Below are 23,580 nucleotides of genomic sequence, written 5' to 3'. Positions count from 1 at the left end.
CGGTCAGCTGTATACAATCAGCGGGTAAAAAACTGCTAGGCTGGGTCCTTCCCAACCAAGGAGCCTCTCATGTCCGCCCCGTCCTCCACCGGATACCTGACGACCCATGTACTGGACACCAGTGGCGGCTGCCCTGGCGCGGGAATCACCGTACGGCTGTATCGCCTGGACGCGGGTTCGCGCCAGGCACTGGGCGAGGTACAGACCAATGCCGACGGCCGCACGGATGCCCCCTTGCTACAAGGCGAGGCGTTTCGGCGTGGCCGCTATGAGCTGGAATTCGAGGTGGCCGATTACTATCGGCGGCGCGACGTGGCGCTGGACGAGCCGGCATTTCTCGACACCGTGGTGCTGCGATTCGGCCTCGCCGATGAGGCCGCGCACTACCATGTGCCGCTGCTGGTATCGCCCTACAGCTACTCCACCTATCGCGGTAGCTAGCCTGGGCTGCTCTGCTGCGGTGCGTCTGCCGCAGGCAGGGCACCAGGGTAGGGCAGCAAGCTAGTGAACGGTGGTTTCGCTCGTCGCCCGCGCCGTGACCAATAGCGGCCGGTCCGGCACGGCGCTGCCTGGCCAGGTCTGGGCGATACGTTCCAGCACCACCTGGGCCAGCATGCTGTGGGTGCGACTGGCGAAGTGGCCACGCGCACCAAAGATATAGGCCTGATCCGCCCCGGGCTCGACGTAGCTGTCAGGCTCGCAGAACTCCCGACCAGGCAGGCAGGCATCGCCTTCGGCGTGGCTGAAACCGTAGTTGCCGTAGTGCGCATAGACCTCTTCCAGCACCCGATAGGCGTCGATCAGCAGCAGGCGGTCGCTGCCCGGCAGATTGGCCTGCAAGGTATCGTTGTAGAGCCGGACCAGATCGTGGTTGCGTTCGGCCAGGACCGGGGTCCAGGGCTCCAGATAGGGCGCCTTGCCGTAATCGGTGTTGTTGAGCACCACCAGGCGCTGGGCGCCCAGGCTCAGCAGATAACGCAGCAGCTTGACCTCGTTCAGCGCCGTGTGGCGGATCCGGGCTTCGACCTGCTCGCGGACATCCTGGGGGAGCGGGGCGTCGGCCATCAGCGCGGCCTTCATCTTCTTGTCATAGAAGGGGCCGATGATGTCGTTACCGCCGATCTGGACCAGGACCAGGTCCTGCTGGCGAAAGCGACCGTGCTGCAGCTCGAAGTTGCGGATCTGCTGGGAGAAGGCCAGCGGCGCCTCGCTGTGGTCGAAGCCTGGCTCGGTGAAGCTGCCGGTCACGGCGCCCCCTTCGGCATAGCAGAGGCCATCGGGATCCGTCGGGCCGTCGTGCCCATAGCCTTCGACCTGCCGGTTGGGGCCGAGCTCGATGCCATAGGCATCGGCGATTTCCTGGGGATAGGTACGCCCGGGGTTGGTGGCGTAGATATGGCCGAAGGTACCGCAGTCCATGAGGCTGTCGCCGAAGGCAATGACCCGCTGGATGCCGCGCGCCTCGGCGACGGGTTCAGGGCTGGGAACGAGGGCGAGCAGCGCGGCGACCCCGGCGAGCGCGGTCGCCATTCCCCAATGCTTGCCCATCACCCACCTCCCGGCAGCGTTCAGCGTCTGTGCTGCCAATGTCCTGTGCAACCTTCATACCGGGAAGAGCGGAAAAATCGACCGCGAGTTCCATGAGCTCGGGATGGACGGGGTGCCAGCCGATGACAGGCAGTCGGCCCACCAGGCCCGCTTCGCTGGACAGGCCACGATGGCTGCTCCCGGATGGGTAGGACGCGGTCAGTCCGCCTTGACGACAGGCTCCGAGGACTGCGCCAGGATGGCCGCCATCAGCCCGGGAAAGCGCAGGTCCAGATCCTCGCGACGCAGCTGGTTCATGTGCGTGGTCCCGGCGTTGCGCGTGTGCACCAGGCCGGCGTCACGCAGCACGCGGAAGTGGTGGGACATGCTGGACTTGGGCCGGCCGCCGTCCAGCTCGCCGCAGGTCGCTTCCGCCACCCGCGCCAGGTAGCGGACGATATCGAGGCGCACCGGATCACTGAGCGCATGGAACAGACGCTCGAGGGAAAATTCGTCAGGACTGGGGTGCTTGAAAGGGCGCATAAGGCAATCATACACCGGGGGTTGGCGTTTATGCTATGTTCGATTAGTATCGAAATAACGAACCAACTGTCACCGTATGGGAGACCGCTCAGATGTCCGCATTGTTCCAACCCTTTACCCTCAAGGACGTGACGCTGCGTAACCGCATCGCCATCCCGCCCATGTGCCAGTACAGCGCCGTCGACGGCGTGATCAACGACTGGCACCAGGTGCACTACGCAGGCCTGGCGCGCGGCGGTGCCGGCGTGGTGATCGTCGAGGCCACGGCGGTCTCGCCGGAAGGCCGGATCACCCCCGGCTGCGCCGGCATCTGGTCGGACGCCCATGCCCAGGCCTTCGTGCCCGTGGTCCAGGCGATCAAGGCCGCCGGTTCCGTGCCGGGCATCCAGATCGCCCACGCCGGTCGCAAGGCCAGCGCCAACCGGCCCTGGGAAGGTGACGACCACATCGCCGCCGACGACGCCCGCGGTTGGGACACCATCGCTCCGTCCGCCGTGGCCTTCGGTGCCAACCTGCCGAAGGTACCCAAGGCCATGACCCTCGAGGACATCGCCCGGGTCCGCCAGGACTTCGTCGACGCCGCCAAGCGCGCTTACGAGGCCGGGTTCGAGTGGCTGGAGCTGCACTTCGCCCACGGCTACCTGGCGCAGAGCTTCTTCTCGGTGCATTCCAACCAGCGTGACGACCAGTACGGCGGCGACCTGGCCGGTCGCAGTCGCTTCCTGCTGGAGACCCTGGCCGAGGTGCGTAAGGTCTGGCCGGAGCACCTGCCGCTGACCGCCCGTTTCGGCGTGATCGAATACGATGGTCGTGACGAAGAGACCCTGGCCGAATCCATCGAGCTGGCGCAGGGCTTCAAGCGCGAAGGCCTCGACCTGCTCAGCGTCAGCATCGGCTTCTCCACCCCGACCGCCAACATCCCCTGGGGCTCGGGCCTGCTGGCCCCCATCACCGAGCAGGTGCGCAAGGCGACCGGCCTGAAGGTCGCCTCGGCCTGGAACATCGACACCCCGGCGCTGGCCAACCAGGTAGTGGCCGACGAGCAGCTGGACCTGGTGATGGTGGGTCGCGCCCACCTGGCCGATCCACACTGGCCCTACTACGCCGCCAAGGCCCTGGGCGTCGACAAGCCGTCCTGGGTGCTGCCGGCGCCCTATGCCCACTGGCTGGAGCGCTATCGCACCAGCTGAGTCGGCCTAGGCTGAAACGCAAGAGCCGCCCCTTGGGGCGGCTTTTTTGTGGGTGTCGGCTGGGGTGTGAGGGATTCTTGTTGGGTAGGTTGGGTTGAGGCGGCTCCATCGCCGAAGCCCAACAGACCTGGGCATCTTGGCTCTGCCCTTGGCCCACCCTTGGCCCACCCGTGGAAAACGCTGCGCGGTTTTCCACGCTACGGGGTTGAGGCTCGATCGGTCGCAGTCGCTTGGGCGCTGTTGGGCTGTTGGGCTTCGCTGACGCTCAACCCAACCTACGGTGACCGGTAGGTTGGGTTGAGGCGGCTCCATCGCCGAAGCCCAACAGATCTGGGCATCTTGGCTCCGCCCTTGGCCCACCAGTGGAAAACGCTGCGCGGTTTTCCACGCTACCGGATTGAGGCTCGATCGGTCACAGTCGCTTGGGCGCTGTTGGGCTTCGCTGACGCTCAACCCAACCTACGGTGACCGGTAGGTTGGGTTGAGGCGGCTCCATCGCCGAAGCCCAACAGACCTGGGCATCTTGGCTCCGCCCTTGGCCCACCCGTGGAAAACGCTGCGCGGTTTTCCACGCTACGGGGTTGAGGCTCGATCGGTCGCAGTCGCTTGGGGCTGTTGGGCTTCGCTGGCGCTCAACCCAACCTACGGTGACCGGTAGGTTGGGTTGAGGCGGCTCCATCGCCGAAGCCCAGCAGACCTGGGCATCTTGGCTTCGCCCTTGGCCAAACAGTGGAAAACGCTGCGCGGTTTTCCACGCTACCGGATTGAGGCTCGATCGGTCGCAGTCGCTTGGGGCTGTTGGGCTTCGCTGACGCTCAGCCCAACCTACGTTGATGGGTAGGTTGGGTTGAGGCGGCTCCATCGTCGAAGCCCAGCAGGCTCAGGCGTCACGGGCGTGCACCCGGCGACCCGCGGCGTGGGTTTCGCGGACCACGCGGTCGTCGGCCAGGGTGGTGAGGACGAAGAGGGTTTCTTCAAGGCTTCTGGACTGTTGCAGGCGGTAGTCCAGCAGCGGGGTGGCCTTGAGGTCGAGGACCACGAAGTCGGCGTCGTGGCCGGGGGCCAGGCTGCCGATGCGGTCGTCCAGGCGCAGGGCGCGGGCGCCGCCGAGGGTGGCCAGGTACAGCGACTTGAAGGGGTGCAGGCGGTTGCCGCGCAGCTGCTGCACCTTGTAGGCCTCGCCGAGGGTCTGCAGCAGCGAGAAGCTGGTGCCGGCGCCGACGTCGGTGCCCAGGCCGACATTGACCTTGAAGGCTTCCATTTGCTGCAGGTCGAATAGGCCGCTGCCAAGGAAGAGGTTGGAGGTGGGGCAGTGGGCCACTGCCGAGCCGGTGTCGTGCAGGCGCTGGCATTCGGCGTCGCAGAGGTGGATGCCGTGGGCGAACACCGAGCGCGGGCCGAGCAGTTGGAAGTGGTCGTAGACGTCCAGGTAGTTGCTCCGCTCCGGGAATAGCGCCTTCACCCAGTCGATCTCCTTGAGGTTCTCGGAGAGGTGGGTGTGCAGGTAGACGTCCGGGAACTCGGCCAGGAGACGTCCGGCGGCTTCGAGTTGCTCGGGGGTACTGGTGGGCGCGAAACGCGGGGTGACGGCATAGTGCAGGCGGCCCTTGCCATGCCAGCGCTGGATCAGCGCCTTGCTGTCGGCATAGGCCGACTCGGCGGTGTCCTGCAGGTAGTCCGGGGCGTTGCGGTCCATCATTACCTTGCCGGCGATCATGCGCAGGTCGAGGCGTTCGGCGACTTCGAAAAAGGCGTCCACCGACTGTGGATGGACGCTGCCGAACACCAGGGCGGTGGTGGTGCCGTTGCGCAGCAGTTCACCGACGAAGACCTCGGCCACCTCGGCGGCCTTGGCCGGATCGGCGAAGGCGCGCTCGGTGGGAAAGGTGTAGGTGTCCAGCCAGTCCAGCAGTTGCTCGGCGTAGCTGGCGATCATGCCGGTCTGCGGATAATGGATATGGGTGTCGATGAAGCCGGGGGTGATCAGCGCCTGGGGATGCTCGATGACCTGGGTGCCGGCGGGCAGGGTGGGCAGCAGGTCGGCCGCCGGCCCCATGGCCTGGATGCGGCCGTCCGCGACCAGCAGCAGGCCGTCGGCGTGGTATTCGTAGGAGGCGTCCAGCCCCACCTCGGCCGGGTCGGCGAGGCTGTGGAGCAGGGCGGCGCGATGAGCGATGGCAGTCATGACGATCTCGGATAGGCGAAGCAGCGAAATAGGGGGATCAATTGGGCGTGACGGCGTTGACCAGGCGCAGCGGGGTGTCCGCCTGCTGGACCTGGCGACCGTAGTGGGCGATCACCTCGCCGGCCACGGCGATGGCGATTTCCAGCGGTAGCTTGCCCTGCACCTCGGGCAGGCCCAGCGGGCAGCGTACCGAGGCGAGGCGCTCGGCGCCGTGGCCACGGGCCGTGAGGCGGTGGCGGAACTTGGCCCACTTGGTCTTGGAGCCGATCAGGCCGAAATAGCCATGGTCGCCGCGGGCGAGGATGGCATCGGTCAGCTCCAGATCCAGGGGATGATTATGGGTCATGACGATGTAGTAGGCACCGGCGGGCATCCGGGCGATCTCGTCGACCGGTTCGTCGGTGACGATCTTTTCCACGCCAGCGGGCAGGGGATCGGGAAATTCCTGGGGTCGGGAATCGACCCAGCGCACCGCGCAGGGCAGGCCGGCCAGCAGCGGTACCAGCGCCCGGGCGACATGGCCCGCGCCCAAGACCACCACCGGCACGTCCTGGGCCAGCAGCGGCTCGAACAGCAGGGTGGTGACGCCGCCACAGCACTGGCCGAGGCTGGCCGCCAGGGAAAAGCGCTCCAGGCGTGGCTGGCGGGTGCCGGCGGCGAGCAGCTCGCGGGCGATCTCCACGGCGCGGTATTCCAGGTGGCCGCCGCCGATGGTCAGGTGCTGCTCGGTCCGGCCCACCAGCATCTTGGTGCCGGCATCGCGGGGCGTGGAGCCCTGTTCATTGGCCACGGTGACCAGCACGCAGGGCTCGCCGCGCGTTTCGAAATCGGCCAGCAAGGCCAGCCAGCCACGTTTTGGCGTCATGCCGGTTCCTCCGTGACGGTCACGGGTATGGCCTGGGCCTCGGCCGCCAGGCGGCGCATCCGCTCCACGCCCCAGAGCACGCGCTCGGGGGTGGCGGGGGCGTCCAGCGCCGGGTGGAAGCGGTAGTCCGCCACGCTGGCCACGGCGTCCTGCAGGGCGCACCACACCGAGATGCCGAGCATGAAGGGCGGTTCGCCCACGGCCTTGGAGTGGAACACCGTAGCCTCGGGATTCTTGCGGTTCTCCACCAGCCGCACCCGCAGGTCCGGCGGCACGTCGCTCACCGCCGGGATCTTGTAGGTGGAGGGACCGGCGGTGAGCAGCTTGCCGGCTTCGCTCCAGACCAGTTCTTCCATGGTCAACCAGCCCAGGCCCTGGACGAAGCCACCCTCGACCTGGCCGATGTCGATGGCCGGATTCAGGGAGGCGCCGACGTCGTGGAGGATGTCGGTGCGCAGCAGCCGGTATTCGCCGGTGAGGGTATCGATCAGCACCTCGGAGCAGGCGGCGCCGAAGGCGTAGTAGTAGAAGGGCCGGCCGCGCGCCTGGTCGCGGTCGTAGTGGATCTTCGGCGTGCGGTAGTAGCCGGTGCTGGAGAGCGACACCTGGCCGACGTAGGCCAGCTGGATCAGCTCCTCGAAGGTGAGCAAGCGGTCGCGCACCTTGACGTGGCCATTACGGAAGTCGACCTCCTCGGCGCCGACCTGGAAGTGGCGGCTGGCGAAGTCGATCAGCCGATCCTTGATGGTCTGGGCGGCGTTCTGCGCCGCCTTGCCATTGAGATCGGTGCCGCTGGAGGCGGCGGTGGGCGAGGTGTTGGGTACCTTGTCGGTGTTGGTGGCGGTGATCTGGATGCGACCGATGTCGACCTGGAACACCTCGGCCACCACCTGGGCGACCTTGGTGTTCAGCCCCTGGCCCATCTCGGTGCCACCGTGGTTCAGGTGGATGCTGCCATCGGTGTAGACGTTGACCAGGGCGCCGCCCTGGTTGAGGAAGGAGGAGGTGAAGGAGATGCCGAACTTCACCGGGGTCAGCGCCAGCCCCTTCTTCAGTACCGGGCTGCTCTGGTTGAAAGCGCGGATGGCCGCGCGCCGGGCCGGGTAGTCGCTGCTGGCCGCGAGGTCCGCAGTCATCTCGTCGAGCAGGTTGTCTTCCACCACCTGGTGGTAGTGGGTGACGTTGCGGGTCTCCTTGCCGTAGTAGTTGCGCCGCCGGACCTCCAGCGGATCGAGGCCGCGATGGCGGGCGATGGCGTCCATGACGTTCTCGATGGCCAGCATGCCCTGGGGTCCGCCGAAGCCACGGTAGGCGGTGTTGGATGCCAGGTGGGTCTTGCATCTATGGCCAGTGACCTGGGCGTGGCCGAGGAAGTAGGCGTTGTCGGCATGGAACATGGCGCGGTCGATGATGGCGTTGGACAGGTCCGGTGAGTAGCCGCAGTTGCCCGCCAACTCGAAGCGGATGCCCAGCAGCCGACCGTCAGCGTCGAAGCCGACGTCGTATTCGACGTGGAAGGGGTGGCGCTTGCCGGTCATGTGCATGTCTTCGAAGCGCGGCAGGCGCATCTTCACCGGGCGCCCGGTGAGCCGGGCGAATACCGCGCAGAGTGCCGCCGGCATGCCGGCCTGGCTTTCCTTGCCGCCGAAGCCGCCGCCCATGCGTCTCATGTCGACGGTGATCTTGTTCATGGAGACGCCCAGCACCTCGGCCACCTGCTTCTGCACCTCGGTGGGATTCTGGGTGGAGGAATAGACCAGCATGCCGCCGTCTTCGGTGGGCATCACCGAGGCCACCTGGGTTTCCAGGTAGAAGTGTTCCTGGCCGCCAATGGCCAGCTCGCCTTGCAGACGATGGGGCGCGGCAGCCAGGGCGGCGGCCGCGTCGCCGATCCGGTGGCTATGGCTGGGCGAGATGAAGTGCTCGCGCTCGAGCGCGGCCTTGACGTCGAGGATGGCCTCCAGCGGCTCGTATTCGATGATGGCGGCCTGGGCGGCGCGGCGGGCGGCGTCCAGACTGCTGGCGGCCACGGCCAGTACCGGCTGGCCGAGGTACTGCACCTCGCCATCGGCGAGCAGCGGATCGCCGGGCAGCACGGCGCCGATGTCCAGTTGGCCGGGCACGTCGGCGGCGGTGATGGCCAGGGCCACGCCGGGGATCTGGTAGCAGGGCGCCAGGTCGATGTGCTTTATCCGCGCATGGGCGTGCTCGCTCATCCGCGCATAGACGTGCAACTGGTTGGGGAATTCGAGACGGTCATCGATATAGAGCGCCTCGCCACTGACGTGCTTGTCGGCACTCTCGTGCTTCAGCGGCTTGCCGACGCCGGTGGCCAGACCCGCGGCGAAGGCGGCGGCCATTTCCTCGGGGGTACGGACGGGAAGGCTGCTAGACATGGGCGGTGACCCTCGTGGCGAGCGTGGGCTGGGTGGTCTCCAGATGACATTTGCGCAGCAGGTTTTGCGCCGTCAGCAGGCGGTATTCGCGACTGGCGCGGAAATCCGACAGCGGGGCGAAGTCCTTGGCCAGCGCCTGGGCGGCGTGCTCGATGGCGGCGGCGGTCCAGGTCTGGCCGAGCAGCGCCTGCTCGCAGTGGGCGGCACGCTTGGGCGTGGCCGCCATGCCGCCATAGGCGATGCGCACGGCTGCGACCCGGCCCTCATCGAGTTCCAGGGCGAAGGCGGCACAGACCGCGGAGATGTCGTCGTCGAGGCGCTTGGACACCTTTAAGGCACGGAAGACCAGGCCCTCGCGGGTCCGCGGCACCCGTACCGCCTGGATGAATTCGCCCGGCGCCAGGGCGGTCTTGCGGTAGTCGAGGAAGAGGTCGTCCAGCGCCAGTTCACGCAGGCGCTCGCCTTGCCGCAGCAGGACGGTGGCGCCGAGCGCCAACAACAGGGGCGGGCTGTCGCCGATGGGCGAGGCGTTGCCGATGTTGCCGCCCAGGGTGCCCTGGTTGCGGATCTGCAGGGAGGCGAAGCGCTGCAACAGGGCGCCGAAGTCGGGGTAGTCGGCGGCCAGGGCGGCGGCGCAGTCGGCAAGGGGGGTGGCGGCGCCGATCTCGATATGGTCCTGACCGACCCTCACATAGCGCAACTCGGGCAGGTTGCCCAGGTAGATCAGCGTCTCCAGGCGACGATGGCTCTGGGTCACCTCCAGCGCCAGGTCGGTGCCGCCGGCCAGCAGCCGGGCCTCGGGGTGGGCCTGGTAGAGGGCGGCCAGCTCGGCCAGGGTAGTGGGGCTATGACTGCGACTGCCGGCGCCTTCGAGGCGGGTCGCGGGCTGCGGCGCCAGGGCTCGCAGGCGTTCCAGGGTCTGTTGCTCGCGGGCATCGAACTGGTCCGGCTGACGGCTGGCGCAGGCCTGCTCGGCGGCGGCCAGGATCGGTCGGTAGCCGGTGCAGCGGCAGAGATTACCGGCCAGGGCCTCGTGGGTGGCGGCGCCGTCCGGTGCGACAACGTTCTTCTGCAGGGCGAACAGCGACATGACGAAGCCCGGCGTACAGTAGCCGCACTGGGAGCCATGGCAGTCGACCATGGCCTGCTGCACGTCATGCAGGCGGCCCTGGTGCTTGAGGTCTTCCACACTGATGAGCTGCTTGCCGTCCAGCGCCGCGACGAAGGTCAGGCAGCTGTTGACGGTACGATAGCGCAGCCGGTCGCCCTCCGGCTCGGCGAGGACCACGGTGCAGGCCCCGCAGTCGCCGGAGGCACAGCCTTCCTTGGTACCGGTCTTGCCGCAGCGCTCGCGCAGATACTGGAGCACCGTGAGATTGGGATCGAGCTGCGCTTCTTGGCGCAGCTCCTGGTCCAGCAGAAACCTGATCACGGCCGCTCTCCACCTGGGTCTTGATGTCTTGATGGTGGGTAAAGCTGACCGATAGGTCAAGAATTGCCGGGCTAGCGGACGGCCTTTGTCGTTTTTGGGCAAGCGCCGCGCTGGAAGGTGCGCCGTCCTGGCGCATCCAGGCCGACGCTGCCCGTTAGCGGTGCAAAAAAGGCCGTCTGGGCGGCGCCTCCCCGGAATGCTTCGACAAGGGGATCAAGCCGTTAGCGCGGTTGCCGATATATAGGCAGACGATTTGCGGGGCTGCCGCGAGGCGTCCGTTCCTTGGCCAACCGTTGCAACAGGTCGCTGCCGTGTCCACATCGCTCAATCGTGTCGCCCACCAGGCCTCCCTCGGCTTCTTCGCCCTGGTCACGCTCATCTTCGCCCTGGCGGGAGGGATGCTGTACGACCTGTGCACGCGTATCGACGGGCAGCAACGCCAGCACAGCGAGGCGGATGCCCAGCGGGCACTGGAAACCCGGCAGGACAAACTCGGCAGGGTGTTGACCGACTATGCCTTCTGGCTCGAGGCCTACGCGCGGACCAACAGGAAGGTCGATGTGAACTGGGCCTACGAGGAAGACAATGTCGGCCCCTCGCTCTTCAGCAGCTATGGGGTGAACGGTGCCTTCATCCTGGCACCCAATGGCACCACGCGCTACGCCGTGGTCGGCGGCGGCCGCAGCAAGACGCCGCTGGACACCTGGCTGGGCGATGACCTGGCGGCGCTGTTGGCCAGGGCGCGGGAGCTGTCGCCCAAGGATGGCTATGCGCAAGGCTACTTTCTCGTCGAGGGCAAACCCGCCAACGTGATGGCGGCGGTCATCCGACCGGACGCCGCCTACCAGGACTTCAAGCGACTGTCCTACATGGTCTTCGTCGACGTCCTGACGGCGGACAAGCTGGCCGAGCTCGGCCAGCGTTTCGAACTGCCCGGCCTGACCGCGCAGCCGGGCGACTGGCCGGCCGCACCTGGGCCGACCTTGGTGGTGAAATCCAGCCCTGGCATCGCGGTGACCTTCCATTGGGACGTCCACGGCATGGGCCAGCGGCTGATGGCGCAATTCCTGCCGTTGCTCGCGGCGATGTGCGGCCTGGCCCTGTTGCTGGTGTGGTACCTGCGGCGGCGGATCGCCCTGGCGGCGCGCCAGGCGGATCTCGCCGAGGACGCCCTGCGGCATAGCGAGCAGCGCTTTCGCACCGTGTCCGAGGCCTCGTCCGACTGGATCTGGGAGACCGACGCCGAGCAACGCCTGGTCTATCTCTCGGAGCGGTTCGTCGCGGTCACCGGCTTTGCCCAGGAGGACTGGATCGGCCGTCCCCTGCACGAGTTGCTCGGCTATGCGCCGAACGAGGTCGAGACCGTGGCCAGGACACCCGCCGCCGGTCGTACCCGTCGCCCGCTGAACTGCGAGATGCACGACGCCCAGGCGAAGCTGCGGTTCTGCCAGCTCGCGGCCCAGCCAATCGTGCGCGGTGGCTTGCTGGCGGGCTTTCGCGGCACCGTGTGCGATGTCACCGAGGAGATCGAGGCCAAGGCGCGTATCGAGCACCTCAGCCAGCACGATGCTCTGACCGGGCTGGCCAACCGGCACCAGTTGCAGCGCTACCTGGCGCAGCGCTTCGCCCAGGGGGTCAGCGCCAGCCAGCCGCTGCATCTGTTGGCCTTCGATCTGGACAGATTCAAGCCGGTCAACGACGCCCTCGGCCATGGCGCGGGTGACCAGGTGCTCTGCCAGGTCGCTCTCGAACTGCGCGCTAATGTACGCGAGGGAGACCTGGTGGCGCGGATCGGTGGCGATGAATTCGTCATCGCGATCAACGGCGACCTGAGCGTCGAGCAGGTCAGCGGTCTCTGTAGCCGGATGCTGGAGGGCATCGGCCGTAGCATCCGCATCGGCGAGCACGACATCACCATCGGTGCGAGCATCGGGATCGCCCAGGCGCCCCAGGACGGCGCCAGCGCCGAAGACCTGCTGCGCTATGCGGACATCGCCCTGTACGAGGCCAAGGCGGCAGGGCGCAACACCCTCAGGTTCTACGAGCCGACCATGAACCAGCGCATCCTCGCGCGGCGGCAGCTGGAAACCGAATTGCGGCTGGGCCTGCAGCGCACGGAGTTCGAGCTGGACTTCCAGCCGCGCTTCGATGCCAGCAGCCAGCGGCTGCTGGGCGCGGAAGCCCTGGTCCGCTGGAACCACCCCGTCCGCGGGCGCCTGGCACCTGCCGAATTCATTGGGGTGGCGGAAGAAACCGGGCTGATCCTCGCCCTGAGCGACTGGGTGCTGCAGGAGGCCTGCAGTCAGGCGGTGGCCTGGGCACCGGAACTCGTCGTCTCCATCAATCTCTCGCCCCTGGAGTTCCAGCGTGACGATCTGGTCACGCGGATAGGCCAGGTGCTCGAGCGTACCGGCATAGCGCCGGAGCGGGTCGAGCTGGAGCTGACCGAAAACGTCTTGCTGGACGATGCGGCCGGTGCCCTCGAACTGATGAAGCGGCTCAAGGCCCTGGGCGTGCGGCTGTCGATGGACGACTTCGGCACCGGCTATTCCTCGCTGAGCTATCTGCGCACCTATCCCTTCGACTGCCTCAAGATCGACCGCAGCTTCGTCTCCAACATCGAGGTCAGCGCAAGCAATGCGGCCATCGTCGAGGCCATCGTCAGCATGGGCCGGGCGCTGTCGCTGACGGTGGTGGCCGAGGGGATCGAGACCGCGGGTCAACTGGCGCGCATCGCCGATCTCAAGTGCGACCAGGCCCAGGGTTTCCACCTGCAACGACCCCTGTCCCAGGCGCGTTTCGCCGCCTTGCGCCAGCAGGCGCTGGAACGGGAGGGCGGAGCCGAGTCCGCGACGGCAGCACACTGGCCGGCCGGGTCCGCCGCGGACGCCTCAGCTCAGCTGCACTAGCCGGGCATGGAGCTCGGCCGGTATCTCTAGCGGGGTGGCGGCAAGAGTTGCCTGGCGCGCGGCGCGGGTGATGCCTGGCAGATGGACACCCCGTGCCGCCAGGCGCGTCAGCTGCTCGCCGAGGCGGGCGGGAAATCGATCGTCCAGCAGCCGGGGGGCAATGGCCAGCACCGTCAGGCCGGCGCCGGGACTGCGTGAACCCTGGCGGAAGTCGCCGGCATCCAGCGACCAGTTCGCCCCGGTGAGTCCCGCCGCCAGGATCTCCACCAGCAAGGCGAGGTTGGCGCCCCGCGCGCCGCCGAAGGCCAGCAGGGTGCCACGCACCGCGTCGCGGGCGTTCCGGGTGGGCTCGCCGTCCTCGTCCAGGGCCCAGCCTTCCGGGATGGACTCGTCGGCTGCCGCGGCGCGCAGCAGGTTGACGAAGGCGGTCGCGCTGCAGGCCTGGTCGATCAGCAGGAGCCGGCCGTCGTCGGCGCAGGCGGCGAACGCCAGCGGGTTGGTTGAGTAGAGCGGGCGCCGGGCGCCATGAGGCGCCAGCAGCGGCGGACCGTTGGTGAAGGCCAAGGCGACCAGGCCGTGCTCGGCGAGGCGACGCACGTAGTAACCCAGCTCGCCGCAGGTGAAGGCCTGGCGTTGGGCGAACAGCGCCAGGCCGAAGGTGCTGGCGGTATCCCGGAGATCGCCGAAGGCCCGATCGAAGCCCAGCTGGGCGATGCCGTGACCCGCATCGCTGTGGATCAGCGCCGGCGCCGGTCGACTGAGCACGGGCTCGGCGCGAGGATCGATGCGTCCCTGCTGGAAGCCATCGAGATAATCCAGCAGGTGGGCGAAGCCGAGGGCGGGCAGGCCGCGGTGTTCGGCGGCCAGGGTCGCGGCGGTCAGGGCGTCGGCGACCGCCGGGCTGGCGCCCTGGCGCAGGCAGCAGCTCCGCACCAGGGCTTCGGCCTCGAGCGGAGTCAGCCGGATGGACGCCCCATCGGCCGCGCGTGTCATTCGATCAACCGCGGCGCACCGACCTCGGTGATCTTCTCCTCGAGGCCGTAGCCGGCGACGATCTTGCGCAGGCCGCCGTCCTGGTGCAGCTGCTCGATATAGGCGGACAGCGCCTGGCCCAGGGCATCGTTCTGCTTGGCGAAGAGGATGGCCGCCTGGCCGGGCTGCTGCGATGCCTTGACCCGCGGATCGCCAGCCGCGACGTTGATGCTGGCACCCGGATAGGCGCCTTTCTGTTGCGCGGTCTTGGCCACGGCGAAGCTGTCGGTGGCGACGTCGAGGCGGCCCGAGGCCAGGTCCTGGGCCATGGCCACGGGGTTGGGATAGAGCACCAGATTGTCGCCCAGCACCTTCTTCAGGTCGGCCACCCACAGATAGCCTTGCACGGTACCGACGCGCTTGCCTTCGAGCTGGTCGATGCGGCTCAGGTTGTCCTTGGAGATGATCCCCATGACGTCGAGGAAGGTGGGGGCGGAGAGACCCAGCACCTTGGCCCGCTCGGCGGTGCGATACCAATCGCCGATGCCGACGTCGGCGCGCCGGGTGATCACCGATTGCACCACGGCGGCGGTGTCCACGGTGGTGGCGCGGACGGTCAGGCACTCCTTGGCGGCGAAGCCGGTGAGGATGTCGCCTTCCACGCCGCCGATGCTGGCGTCAGGCCCGGGAATGGCATAGGGCGGGAAGACATAGGTCGCCACTTTGAGCACGCCCTTTTCCAGGGTGTCGAAGCTATGGGCGGGCTTGCAGTCGGCCAGGGCGGTGGCGCTGCCGCACAGCAGCAGGCTGATGAGGGTGAGGCGCTGGAAGAAGGTAGCTGCATCGGTCATGGCGGTCGTCCTCGGGATGATGATCGGCAGGGGCTAAGAGCCTATTCAAAGTCTGCTGCGCGTCGGCCAAACGGCGTTGAAAACGGCCTGGATCGCCAGCGCGGTCGGAATACTCATTTACCACTTGTAAATTCGTTCGCGAGCCCGGTCCGCTTCCTCGGTCTTTTCACCTTGTTTGTCTCTAGCTCGCGAGCCTTTAATAGGCTCTAGGTCAGGCCCGTTCCGGGGCCAGGCGGCGTTCCAGGTTTCCCACCAGCAGGGCGGCGGGAATGCACAGGGCCGCGTACATCACACCCGCCAGGACCAGCACGGGCATGTATTGGAAGGTGCTGGAGCCGATCATCGAGGCGCGACTCACCAATTCCGGCAGGGCGATGGTGAAGCACAGCGACGAGGCCTGGAAAATCATGATGGAGAAGCCCAGCAGTGCCGGGATGGCGATGCGCAGGGCCTGCGGCAGGATGACGAAGCGCAGGGCGTCGAGCGGCGTGAGGCCGATCACGTCCGCCGCCTCGCGCTGGCCCTGGGCGACGGCGTCCAGCCCGCCCCTGAGGATCTCGCTGGTGTAGGCGCCGGTGCAGTAGGCCAGGGCCAGGGCGGCGGCGCTGTAGGCGCTGAGGGTGATGTGCGCCGAGGGCAGGCCGAAATAGAAGTACTGCAGCAGGATCAGCGCCGGGGCGCCGCGGCCCAGTTCCACCACCACCACGGTCAGCCAGCGCAGCGGCAGCCTGCGGCTGGAGACACCCAGGGCGAACAGCAGGCCCAGGGGGATGCCGACGAGCAGCGCCAGGGCGGTCACCTGGAGCGAGAGCAGCAAGCCGTGCCAGAGATCCGGAAACCATTCGACCCAGTTGGCCAGTAGTTCGGTCATCGCTGGATCCTCCGGCCGAGGTGGTCGCCCAGGCGGCGGGCGAACAGCGCCACCGGCACGCTCAGGCCGATGTAGAGCAGGGCGGCCAGGCTGTACACCGGCAGGCCCTGGAAGGTTTGTTGGGTCTGCTGGTAGGCGGCGGCGCTGATGTCGGTGACGCCCAGGGTCGAGGCGATGGCCGAGTCCTTGAGCAGGCCGATGGCATAGGTGGCCGCGGCGGGGATGGCGATGCGCACCAGTTGCGGCAGGATGACGTCGAAGAAGCGCTGCCGGGCGCTGAGGTTGAGCACCAGCGCCGCCTCGTACTGGCCGGCGGGGATGCCGGTGAGGGCGCCGCGGTAGACCTCGGCCATATGCGCCGCCGTGATCAGCCCCAGGCCGAGGGTGGCCGCGGCGAAGGGCGACAGGGTCAACCAGCCGCCGCCCAGGCCGAAGAAAATGAAGAACAGCCAGACGATGGGCGGAATGGCGCGCAAGGTGAGGATCACCGCGAAGGCCAGCAGGCGCAGCGGCTTGCTCCGGCACACCCGCAGGCCACACAGCGGGAAACCCAGCACCAGGCCGATGACGAAGGCCGTCGCGGTCACCGCTAGGGTCCAGGGAATGCCCTGCAGCAGGGCGAGCAGGATGGCGCCCATCAGCGATTCCTCACCGCGGCCAGGAAGCGCTTGACCCGCTCGTGCTGCGGATGGCGCATGACCTGGGCACTTGGCCCCTGTTCGATGAGGCGGCCGTCGGCCATCACCACCACACGGTCGGAGACGGTCTCGGCGAAGTGCATCTCGTGGGTGACCATGATCATCGACATGCCGTCCTCGGCCAGCTCCTGCATCACCTTGAGCACCTCCATGCCCAGCTCCGGATCCAGCGCCGAGGTGGGCTCGTCGAACAGCATCAGCTCCGGGTCCAGCGCCAGGGCGCGGGCGATGGCCACGCGCTGCTGCTGGCCACCGGAGCACTGGCTGGGATAGGCCTTGGCCTTGGCGGCCAGGCCCACCCGCTCCAGCAACTGCAGCGAACGGCGATCCGCCTCCTGGCGACTGCGCCCCAGGCTGCGCACCTGGGCCAGGCTGACGTTCTGCAGCACGGTCAGGTGCGGAAAGAGGTTGAAGGACTGGAACACCATGCCGATGCGCCGCCGCAGGGCCACCAGCTGCTGGCGGGAGACCTGGCCGGCCTGCAGGCTCAGGCCGTCCAGGGTCACGGTGCCGCGGGTGGGCGGCTCCAGCTGGTTGATACAGCGCAGCAGGGTGCTCTTGCCCGAGCCGCTGGGGCCGATGATGGCCAGCACCTCGCCCTTGGCCATGTCCAGGGACACGTCCTGCAAGACCTCATAGGGCCCGAAGCGCTTGCCGATGCCTTCCAGGCGCAGGAACGCCGGACGCTCCTCGGGTCGCTCCGGCACCGATGACACGGGGGTTCTGACGATACTCATGGCGCTCATCTCGCTTTCCTCGCAGGGGCCTCCAGGGGGGAGGCGGGGCCGTCAGTGCAGGTCGGGATCCAGCAGCGGCGTGCGCGACAGCTTCACCGCCCCCGCCGCTGTGATCACCACCTGTTCCTCCAGCTTCACCCCCTCGGGGCCGCCCTGTTCGCCGATGAAGCTCTCCACCGAGACCACCATGTTCTCGGCGAAGGCGCCGTCGTAGCCCCAGTCGGCGAAGTCGGTGGCGTAGGCCACGCTGGGGTACTCGTCCACCAGGCCGACGCCGTGCAGCATCATCATGTAGCGGTTGTGCCGGTACTTGTCCGGCACCGGCCAGCAGCGCTCGGCGAATTCACGGAAACCCAGCCCGGGACGCAGCAGGTTGATGTTCTGCGTCAGTTGCTCGGCTGCGGTCTGCAAGAGGGAGCGCTGGCGCGCGGTGGCCGGCTGGCCGGGGCAGACGAAGCTGCGGGAGATGTCCGACAGGTAGCCGCCGGGGCCGACCATGTCGGTATCGAAGCAGACCATTTCCCCGGCCTGGATGGGTTTGTCGGTGGCGTCCTGGAACCAGGGATTGGTGCGCTGGCCGGAGCTGAGCAGGCGGCTCTCGGCCCACTCGCCGCCGTGGGCGACGTTGGTGCCATGCAGGATGCTCCACAGCTGGTTCTCGGTGATACCCGGCCGCAGGCTGGCGCGCATCCGCGCGATGGCCAGGTCGCAGACGCCCATGGAGACCCTGTGGCTGGCCAGTTCCTCGGCCGACTTGATCAGCCGCGCCTGTTCCATCAGTGGCTGGGCGTCGTGCAGGCTCAGGCCAAGGTCCATCAGCCTGGTGGCGCCCCAGGGATCGCAGCGGTCCACCGCCAGGCGCCGGTTGCCGCCGCCGTGGTGCAGCACCAGTTCGGCGACCTCGTGGGCCCAGGACGTGGCCTTTTCCTCGACCCGGGGTCCGGCCAGGAAATACAGCCAGGGCGTCGCCGGGCGGATCTCGTCGATGGTCTCGATGTGTTCGCTGTTGTGCTTGCTGCTGGTGAAATCGAACAGGATCAGCGGCCCGCTGGTGGTCACCAGCACGTAGCGGCTGGGGGAATGCATGACCCACAGCCCCAGGTTGTTGGTGTCGGTGGCGTAGCGGATGTTGATCGGATCGGCGAGCAGCACGCCGGCGTAGTCGTGCGCCACCAACTGCGCGCGGATGCGCGCCAGGCGATAGCGGCGCAGGGCACGGCGGTCGATGGCGGCGTGGGCGCGCAGCAGGTCTTCGTCGAGCGGGGCGAGGTGGTGCTCGCTGACGCGGCTGTCCTGGCGGAAGCTCAGGCGGGCGTCGACCAGCGGATCGAAGCCGGCAAGGGACTCTGGATGATGCATGGGGACCTCGTCTGGCCAGCCGGGGCTGGCATGTTCTTGTGAGACGTCGAAGAGGCAGTGGGAAAAGGGTACAGCGGGTGCACCGACCTTCTTAGAGGTCTTTCACCAGGCGTAGCGCGTCATAGATGGCGGCGTGGGTATTGCGCGAGGACACCGCATCACCGATGCGGAACAGCTGGAAACGGCCGGCGGGATTGGTGGCCAGGCGTTGTGGCTGGCCGACGATCAGGTCGTGGTACTCCACCGCGCCCTCGTTGCTCGCCAGCGGCTTGAGTTCGAAGTAGAGCTCGTCCAGCGGCAGGGTGCCGTGGTTGACCACTACCTGGTCGTAGTGGCAGACCTTTTCCAGGTCGCTGTAGTCGGTGCCGACGATGGCCTTGAGCCGGTCGCCGTCGCGCTCCACGGCCTTGAGCCGGTAGGTCACGGTGAAGTGGGTGTCGAGCCCCTGCAGGGCTCTCATGTAGGGCACCAGGTTCATGCCCATCACCTCGGGGGCGAAGCTGCGATCGGGGGTCATGATTTCGGTGCGGGCGCCGCTGCGGGCGATGAACTCGGCGGCCTGCAGTCCGGCATGGTCACCGGCGTCATCGTAGACCAGCACGTTGCGCCCCGGCTTGACGTCACCGGCGATGATGTCCCAGCTGGACACCACCAGGTCGTTGCCGCGTTCGAGTACCTCGGTATGGGGCAGGCCGCCGGTGGCGACGATCACCACGTCCGGGTCTTCCGCCAGCACCCGCGCGGCGTCCGCCCAGGTGTTGAAGTGAAATTGCACGCCGAGGCGATCGCACTGGGCCAGGCGCCAGTCGATGATGCTCTGCATCTCCTTGCGTCGCTCCGACTGGGCGGTGAGGCGTACCTGGCCGCCGGCCTGCTCGGCCAGCTCCAGTACCACCACCTGGTGCCCCCGTTCGCCGGCCACCCGGGCCGCCTCCAGCCCACCGGGACCGGCGCCGACCACCACCACCTTGCGGCGGGTGGCGGCCTTGGCGAGGGTGTGAGGCATGCTGGTCTCGCGCCCGGTGGCAGCGTTGTGGATGCAATAGGCCGCGCCGGCGTTATAGATGCGGTCCAGGCAGTAGTTGGCTCCCACGCAAGGGCGGATATCGTCTTCGCGGCCCTCGGTCAGCTTGCGTACCAGGTGCGGATCGGTCATGTGCGCGCGGGTCATGCCGACCATGTCCACCAGGCTGGCGGCGATGGCATGGCGCGCGGTGGCGACATCGGGGATCTTGGCGGCATGGAAGGTGGGGAAGCCGGTGCGCGAGCGGATCTCGCCGGCGAAATCCAGGTGCGGCGCATTGCGCATGCCCTGCACCGGGATGATGTCGGTAAGGGCGGCGTCGGTGGCGATGTGGCCGCGGATGACGTTGAGGAAGTCGATCATCCCGCTGTCCTTGAGCAGCTGGGTGATGGTCAGGCCTTCCTCCTTGCTCAGACCGCCCTTGACCACCTCGTCGGCGGTGTAGCGGATGCCGACGATGAAGCGCTCGCCGACCCGGGCACGAATGGCCTTGAGCACCTCGAAGGTGAAATTCAGGCGATTGCGCAGCGAACCGCCGTAGGGTTCGTCCAGGTCGTTGGTCAGCGGCGACCAGAACTGGTCCATCAGGTGACCGTAGGCCTGCAGCTCGATGCCGTCCATACCGGCGGCCACCATGCGCTCGGCGGCGTCGGCGTAATCCTTGACGATGCGCTCGATGTCCCAGGTTTCCAGGCGCTTGGGGAAGGCCCGGTGGGCGGGCTCGCGGTTGTGGGAGGAGGACACCACCGGCAGCCAGTCGCCCTTGTCCCAGCGGGTGCGCCGCCCCAGGTGGGTCAGCTGGATCATCACCGCCGCGCCGTGCTCATGGCATTCGTCGGTGAGGTCCTTGAGCCAGCCGACCACCTCGTCCTTGTAGGCCAGCACGTTGTTGAACACCGGTGGACTGTCCCGCGAGATGGCGGCCGAGCCGGCGGTCATGGTCATGGCCACGCCCGCCTTGGCCCGCTCCACGTGATAGGCGCGGTAGAGCTGCTTGGGCATGCCCTCCTCGGGATAGGCGGGCTCGTGGGACGTGATGATGACGCGGTTACGCAACGTCAGGTGCTTGAGTTGATACGGCTGCAGCAGAGGATCGTTCTTCATGTTCGGGTCCACCAGCGCTCATCAGGTGGAACGAACTTAAAACCCTATGTACACAGGTGTCAACTAATACGACATGAGTGAACATTCTCGCTTGTTGGGGCCGTGGCCGGGCTGTACTATCGGTCCATGAATGCACCTATCCCCACCGCTATCGAACCCGCGCGCGGCTCCCTGGAGAGCTGGCTGTCGGCCGCCTATGAAAGCCTCAAGGATGCCGGGGTGGACGCCGTGCGCATCCAGCCACTGGCCAAGAAGCTCAAGTTGTCGCGCACCAGCTTCTACTGGTTCTTCGAGGACCGCGAAGCCTTGCTCCGCGCGCTCATCGAGCAGTGGAAGAACAAGAACACCGGCAATCTGGTGGCCCGCACCGAGGCATACGCCGAGTCCATCACCGAAGCCATCCTCAACGTCTTCGACTGCTGGCTGGACGCGCGGCTGTTCGATTCCCAGTACGAATTCGCCATGCGCAGCTGGGCGTTGCAGTCCGCCGAGGTGGCGCAGGACATCGCCGAGGCGGATGCCCTGCGTATCGCCGCGCTCAAGCGGATGTTCGATCGCTTCGGCTTCGAGGACCGCGCCGCCGAGACCCGGGCGCGTTCCCTCTACCTGACCCAGATCGGCTACATCAGCATGAAGACTGTCGAGCCCCTGGAACGCCGGCTCACCTTCATCCCCGAATACCTGAAGATCTTCACCGGCCTGGAGCCGGAAGCACGGGAGCTGGAGCGCTTCTTCAGCCGCCACCAGTTGGTCGCGCCAGAGGGCTAGTCAGCGGCGATCTTTCCCTGCCTCGTAGCGCGGCGCAGGGGTGGGCGTGTGCTACAGGGTCGTGGCAACGGCAGGTCGAGGCTGAGCCGGCGGCGCTCTCGCTGGGCCCGCTGGTGGTAGGTGCCTCGTGAAGCCGGTTGCCAGCGGGCCGTTGGCTGGTCACCGGGGCTCGCACTGGCAAGAGGCTGTCGGCGGTGCACGACCTCCAGGAAGTGCCCGCGCGCCCTGTGCAGTGAGCGCCAGTAAGGGCGGTGGCTGGCAGTCGCCCAAAAGAAAGGCCCGGACTCCAGTGCAGGCCTTGGCTCGATACCTCAGGGGCTCGCGAAAGCCAAGGGCTAAGCCTAGTCGATCGCTGGGCAGGCGGCGAATGAGCTCACCAGAGGCCGCTGATCGTCACCCACAGGGCCGCGCCGACGACGAGGAGCGCGAGGGATAGCAAGATCACCAGGATTTGCAGCTGGCGGTCGGTCATGGACTCCGTCCCTGCAGACGTCGCATGGCCGAGGCCCATTGCAGGAGCGATTTCTCGTCTCTGCTGCGCTGAACCAGGTCCCGCGCTTCAAGACCCGTGATCAGCTTGTCGAGAAATGTCTGATCAGCGCGCGCCTGATCCATGACCATCGTCATATTCATCTGGCTGAGCAACGTGATGCGAACCTCGAACTCGCCCTGTCCGATACTCATGTAGGTCCCATTCGATAGCGATGCCCGCCCGCTGCCGCACGGAGGAGTGACTGGCATCCTCTCCCATTTATTGGTATTTCGATAACGATTACCGGATTAATTGCCAAGTTTTTGCACCGCGACGCGGTTTAGGCGTGCATCTGCAACGCTGGGAGAGGGTAGGCGCAAGCGGCGCGCGGTTGCCGCAAGGCCTCCAGCCGGCGTGACCTGGCGGAGTCCAGCGCTGGATGCTGGATGCAGGGTAGGGCGCGGACAAAGGACTGCCCTCCAGTAGCCTTGTACAAAAGTCATACGCCACGCCTTTCGTCGTACAACCTGGAAGGATCAGCCAGCGAGGCGGTCGGTTTAGAAGATGACTGGGTTCGAGAGCATGATCCGTGAAACGCCGAGTGCTTATTGCTGAAGATGAGGCCCTATTGGCCGATATGCTGCGAGACATCTTCGAGGATTACGATTTCGAGGTATTCGCCTTCGCGACGGCAGACGAAGCCTGTGCCTATCTCGAGCGCAATCGGCCGGCGCTCGATCTGCTGTTCACGGACGTCAAGATGCCGGGTCTCAAGACGGGACTGGACCTGGCCTATCAGGCCAGGCAGTTGCACCCTGGTTTACCCGTCGTCATCTCTTCTGGCTATTTCGATGGCCCGGTACAGAAGCTTTCCGAGATGACGCTGCTGCCGAAGCCCTGGGACCTGGATCGCCTGGTGGCAGTCTGTGCGCTATAGCTGAAGGGCATGGCGATGGGCTCGGTCGCACAGGCTCAACATCGTCTCTCCCGGTTGCCGGTAGGTCAGCAGGAATTCACCCCACTCCGTGGGAGTCAGCCCCAGGCGCAAGGCAGCCTGGTACGCTGCCTGTTGATGAGAGAAGTCTCCGGCATGTCGCCAGTCGGCTATGGAGCTATCGGCCGACTCGGTAGTTGTCCATAGTTCGCACGCCAGCGTACAGACATCGCAGAGCACCTTGGGATCCCGGTCGTTCACCGACACGGGTATGGTCTTTGGGTATAAGTCAGACTAATCATCAGGATAGATCTCCGTCTTCGTAATGGGCGCATGGCACCTCAGCGCTCTGATTTCGTTCACCGCATCCCTGATGACCAGATACAGCAGCTCGGTGTTGTCCACCAATGCTCTGCTGAGGCTGCGAGTCACCCTGGTCGGGCGCGCGCGATCGATGAGCGTGAATACGATGACTTCGCCCTTGGATTCGATCAGGTGCTGCAGCGGGGGATTCAAGGCGGCAAGCTGGCTCGAAAGGGAATGCATGACTTTTTCTCTAGTCAGGCTATTCGAGTCCAGCTGCGCCTCTCGGTTCGGAGAGCCCGATCGGGTATGACGAGCGGGTGACGCTCGCCGCCATTCCCTACACGCGGAAGCGGCGGATCTGGCCGTTCAGTTCTACGGCCAGCTCGGAGAGCTGCTGGCTGGCGGCGCGGGTCTGCTCGGCGCCGGCGGCGGTCTGC

Annotated in this window: 20 protein-coding genes; 5 read left to right on the top strand and 15 right to left on the bottom strand. The window is 66.9% G+C overall.

From position 1 onward, the window contains the following. The first annotated feature begins 69 nt into the window (after nt 1-69). Complete coding sequence (gene uraH / locus FSV73_RS16690) at nt 70-441, top strand: hydroxyisourate hydrolase (RefSeq protein ID WP_145008963.1); 372 nt, start codon at nt 70-72, stop codon at nt 439-441. A 60-nt stretch (nt 442-501) separates the two neighbouring features. On the opposite strand, the gene FSV73_RS16685 is transcribed toward uraH, so the two are convergent. Continuing rightward, on the bottom strand, nt 502-1,530 hold the full coding sequence (locus tag FSV73_RS16685) for an SGNH/GDSL hydrolase family protein (protein ID WP_186309259.1): 1,029 nt from the start codon (nt 1,528-1,530) through the stop codon (nt 502-504). A gap of 216 nt (nt 1,531-1,746) precedes the next feature. Next, on the bottom strand, nt 1,747-2,070 hold the full coding sequence (locus FSV73_RS16680) for an ArsR/SmtB family transcription factor (protein WP_145008961.1): 324 nt from the start codon (nt 2,068-2,070) through the stop codon (nt 1,747-1,749). Nucleotides 2,071-2,162: 92 nt separating this feature from the next. On the opposite strand from FSV73_RS16680, the gene FSV73_RS16675 reads away from it, so the two are divergent. Then, nucleotides 2,163-3,260: an NADH:flavin oxidoreductase/NADH oxidase gene (locus FSV73_RS16675; protein WP_145008960.1), complete on the top strand. Its 1,098-nt coding sequence runs from the start codon at nt 2,163-2,165 to the stop codon at nt 3,258-3,260. An 880-nt stretch (nt 3,261-4,140) separates the two neighbouring features. On the opposite strand, the gene guaD is transcribed toward FSV73_RS16675, so the two are convergent. Genes guaD through xdhA form a run of 4 tightly spaced genes read right to left on the bottom strand, consistent with a single transcriptional unit; the run spans nt 4,141 to nt 10,138 of the window. Further along, nucleotides 4,141-5,445: a guanine deaminase gene (gene guaD, locus FSV73_RS16670; RefSeq protein WP_437179295.1), complete on the bottom strand. Its 1,305-nt coding sequence runs from the start codon at nt 5,443-5,445 to the stop codon at nt 4,141-4,143. A gap of 37 nt (nt 5,446-5,482) precedes the next feature. Next, nucleotides 5,483-6,310 (bottom strand): xanthine dehydrogenase accessory protein XdhC, encoded by an 828-nt coding sequence (gene xdhC / locus FSV73_RS16665; protein WP_145008958.1) that lies wholly within the window; start codon nt 6,308-6,310, stop codon nt 5,483-5,485. Beyond that, complete coding sequence (gene xdhB, locus FSV73_RS16660; RefSeq protein ID WP_145008957.1) at nt 6,307-8,706, bottom strand: xanthine dehydrogenase molybdopterin binding subunit; 2,400 nt, start codon at nt 8,704-8,706, stop codon at nt 6,307-6,309. Before xdhB ends, xdhC begins: the two co-directional genes overlap by 4 nt. Then, a complete protein-coding gene (xdhA, locus tag FSV73_RS16655) occupies nt 8,699-10,138 on the bottom strand; it encodes a xanthine dehydrogenase small subunit (RefSeq protein WP_145008956.1) in 1,440 nt (479 codons plus the stop codon). Before xdhA ends, xdhB begins: the two co-directional genes overlap by 8 nt. A gap of 311 nt (nt 10,139-10,449) precedes the next feature. Between xdhA and FSV73_RS16650 the strand changes: the two genes are divergently transcribed. After that, nucleotides 10,450-13,047: a bifunctional diguanylate cyclase/phosphodiesterase gene (locus tag FSV73_RS16650; protein WP_145008955.1), complete on the top strand. Its 2,598-nt coding sequence runs from the start codon at nt 10,450-10,452 to the stop codon at nt 13,045-13,047. Here FSV73_RS16650 and FSV73_RS16645 read toward each other — a convergent pair. From FSV73_RS16645 to FSV73_RS16615, 7 genes are all read right to left on the bottom strand, one after another. Further along, nucleotides 13,030-14,040, bottom strand: a complete 1,011-nt coding sequence (locus tag FSV73_RS16645; RefSeq protein ID WP_145008954.1) for an Ldh family oxidoreductase — start codon at nt 14,038-14,040, stop codon at nt 13,030-13,032. The genes FSV73_RS16650 and FSV73_RS16645 overlap by 18 nt on opposite strands. Beyond that, on the bottom strand, nt 14,037-14,870 hold the full coding sequence (locus FSV73_RS16640; protein ID WP_145008953.1) for a substrate-binding periplasmic protein: 834 nt from the start codon (nt 14,868-14,870) through the stop codon (nt 14,037-14,039). Before FSV73_RS16640 ends, FSV73_RS16645 begins: the two co-directional genes overlap by 4 nt. A gap of 211 nt (nt 14,871-15,081) precedes the next feature. Continuing rightward, nucleotides 15,082-15,741: an amino acid ABC transporter permease gene (locus tag FSV73_RS16635; protein ID WP_058763944.1), complete on the bottom strand. Its 660-nt coding sequence runs from the start codon at nt 15,739-15,741 to the stop codon at nt 15,082-15,084. Then, nucleotides 15,738-16,379 (bottom strand): amino acid ABC transporter permease, encoded by a 642-nt coding sequence (locus tag FSV73_RS16630; RefSeq protein WP_145008952.1) that lies wholly within the window; start codon nt 16,377-16,379, stop codon nt 15,738-15,740. The genes FSV73_RS16635 and FSV73_RS16630 overlap by 4 nt, the downstream gene beginning before the upstream one ends. Then, entirely contained in the window at nt 16,379-17,176 is a 798-nt protein-coding gene (locus FSV73_RS16625) for an amino acid ABC transporter ATP-binding protein (RefSeq protein WP_437179294.1), read from the bottom strand. Before FSV73_RS16625 ends, FSV73_RS16630 begins: the two co-directional genes overlap by 1 nt. Before the next feature lie 51 nt (nt 17,177-17,227). After that, entirely contained in the window at nt 17,228-18,535 is a 1,308-nt protein-coding gene (locus FSV73_RS16620) for a M24 family metallopeptidase (RefSeq protein ID WP_145008950.1), read from the bottom strand. A 91-nt stretch (nt 18,536-18,626) separates the two neighbouring features. Beyond that, nucleotides 18,627-20,663, bottom strand: coding sequence for an NADH:flavin oxidoreductase (locus tag FSV73_RS16615; protein ID WP_145008949.1), 2,037 nt, complete (start codon nt 20,661-20,663; stop codon nt 18,627-18,629). 126 nt (nt 20,664-20,789) lie between these two features. On the opposite strand from FSV73_RS16615, the gene FSV73_RS16610 reads away from it, so the two are divergent. Further along, on the top strand, nt 20,790-21,431 hold the full coding sequence (locus tag FSV73_RS16610) for a TetR/AcrR family transcriptional regulator (RefSeq protein ID WP_145008948.1): 642 nt from the start codon (nt 20,790-20,792) through the stop codon (nt 21,429-21,431). A 468-nt stretch (nt 21,432-21,899) separates the two neighbouring features. Here the strand turns inward: FSV73_RS16610 and FSV73_RS16605 are convergent, their stop codons facing one another. Continuing rightward, a complete protein-coding gene (locus FSV73_RS16605) occupies nt 21,900-22,115 on the bottom strand; it encodes a hypothetical protein (protein WP_145008947.1) in 216 nt (71 codons plus the stop codon). Between the two features lie 377 nt (nt 22,116-22,492). Here FSV73_RS16605 and FSV73_RS16600 point away from each other — a divergent pair, with 377 nt between their 5' ends. Next, nucleotides 22,493-22,840, top strand: a complete 348-nt coding sequence (locus FSV73_RS16600) for a response regulator (protein ID WP_186309258.1) — start codon at nt 22,493-22,495, stop codon at nt 22,838-22,840. A 291-nt stretch (nt 22,841-23,131) separates the two neighbouring features. On the opposite strand, the gene FSV73_RS16595 is transcribed toward FSV73_RS16600, so the two are convergent. Beyond that, the gene (locus FSV73_RS16595) at nt 23,132-23,383 is read right to left on the bottom strand and encodes a hypothetical protein (protein WP_145008946.1); all 252 of its coding nucleotides are present in this window, start codon (nt 23,381-23,383) and stop codon (nt 23,132-23,134) included. Nucleotides 23,384-23,580 lie beyond the last annotated feature (197 nt).

Origin of the sequence: Pseudomonas oryzihabitans (assembly GCF_007665395.1) — a bacterium.
GTDB classification, from domain to species: domain Bacteria; phylum Pseudomonadota; class Gammaproteobacteria; order Pseudomonadales; family Pseudomonadaceae; genus Chryseomonas; species Chryseomonas psychrotolerans_C.
This window is presented reverse-complemented; position numbering and strand designations above follow the sequence as displayed.

Coding starts and splice junctions, on each gene's coding strand:
- uraH (WP_145008963.1), top strand. CDS start 70: ATGTCCGCCCCGTCCTCCACCGGATACCTGACGACCCATGTACTGGAC.
- FSV73_RS16685 (WP_186309259.1), bottom strand. CDS start 1,530: ATGGCGACCGCGCTCGCCGGGGTCGCCGCGCTGCTCGCCCTCGTTCCC.
- FSV73_RS16680 (WP_145008961.1), bottom strand. CDS start 2,070: ATGCGCCCTTTCAAGCACCCCAGTCCTGACGAATTTTCCCTCGAGCGT.
- FSV73_RS16675 (WP_145008960.1), top strand. CDS start 2,163: ATGTCCGCATTGTTCCAACCCTTTACCCTCAAGGACGTGACGCTGCGT.
- guaD (WP_437179295.1), bottom strand. CDS start 5,445: ATGACTGCCATCGCTCATCGCGCCGCCCTGCTCCACAGCCTCGCCGAC.
- xdhC (WP_145008958.1), bottom strand. CDS start 6,310: ATGACGCCAAAACGTGGCTGGCTGGCCTTGCTGGCCGATTTCGAAACG.
- xdhB (WP_145008957.1), bottom strand. CDS start 8,706: ATGTCTAGCAGCCTTCCCGTCCGTACCCCCGAGGAAATGGCCGCCGCC.
- FSV73_RS16645 (WP_145008954.1), bottom strand. CDS start 14,040: ATGACACGCGCGGCCGATGGGGCGTCCATCCGGCTGACTCCGCTCGAG.
- FSV73_RS16640 (WP_145008953.1), bottom strand. CDS start 14,870: ATGACCGATGCAGCTACCTTCTTCCAGCGCCTCACCCTCATCAGCCTG.
- FSV73_RS16635 (WP_058763944.1), bottom strand. CDS start 15,741: ATGACCGAACTACTGGCCAACTGGGTCGAATGGTTTCCGGATCTCTGG.
- FSV73_RS16630 (WP_145008952.1), bottom strand. CDS start 16,379: ATGGGCGCCATCCTGCTCGCCCTGCTGCAGGGCATTCCCTGGACCCTA.
- FSV73_RS16625 (WP_437179294.1), bottom strand. CDS start 17,176: ATGAGTATCGTCAGAACCCCCGTGTCATCGGTGCCGGAGCGACCCGAG.
- FSV73_RS16620 (WP_145008950.1), bottom strand. CDS start 18,535: ATGCATCATCCAGAGTCCCTTGCCGGCTTCGATCCGCTGGTCGACGCC.
- FSV73_RS16615 (WP_145008949.1), bottom strand. CDS start 20,663: ATGAAGAACGATCCTCTGCTGCAGCCGTATCAACTCAAGCACCTGACG.
- FSV73_RS16610 (WP_145008948.1), top strand. CDS start 20,790: ATGAATGCACCTATCCCCACCGCTATCGAACCCGCGCGCGGCTCCCTG.
- FSV73_RS16605 (WP_145008947.1), bottom strand. CDS start 22,115: ATGAGTATCGGACAGGGCGAGTTCGAGGTTCGCATCACGTTGCTCAGC.
- FSV73_RS16595 (WP_145008946.1), bottom strand. CDS start 23,383: ATGCATTCCCTTTCGAGCCAGCTTGCCGCCTTGAATCCCCCGCTGCAG.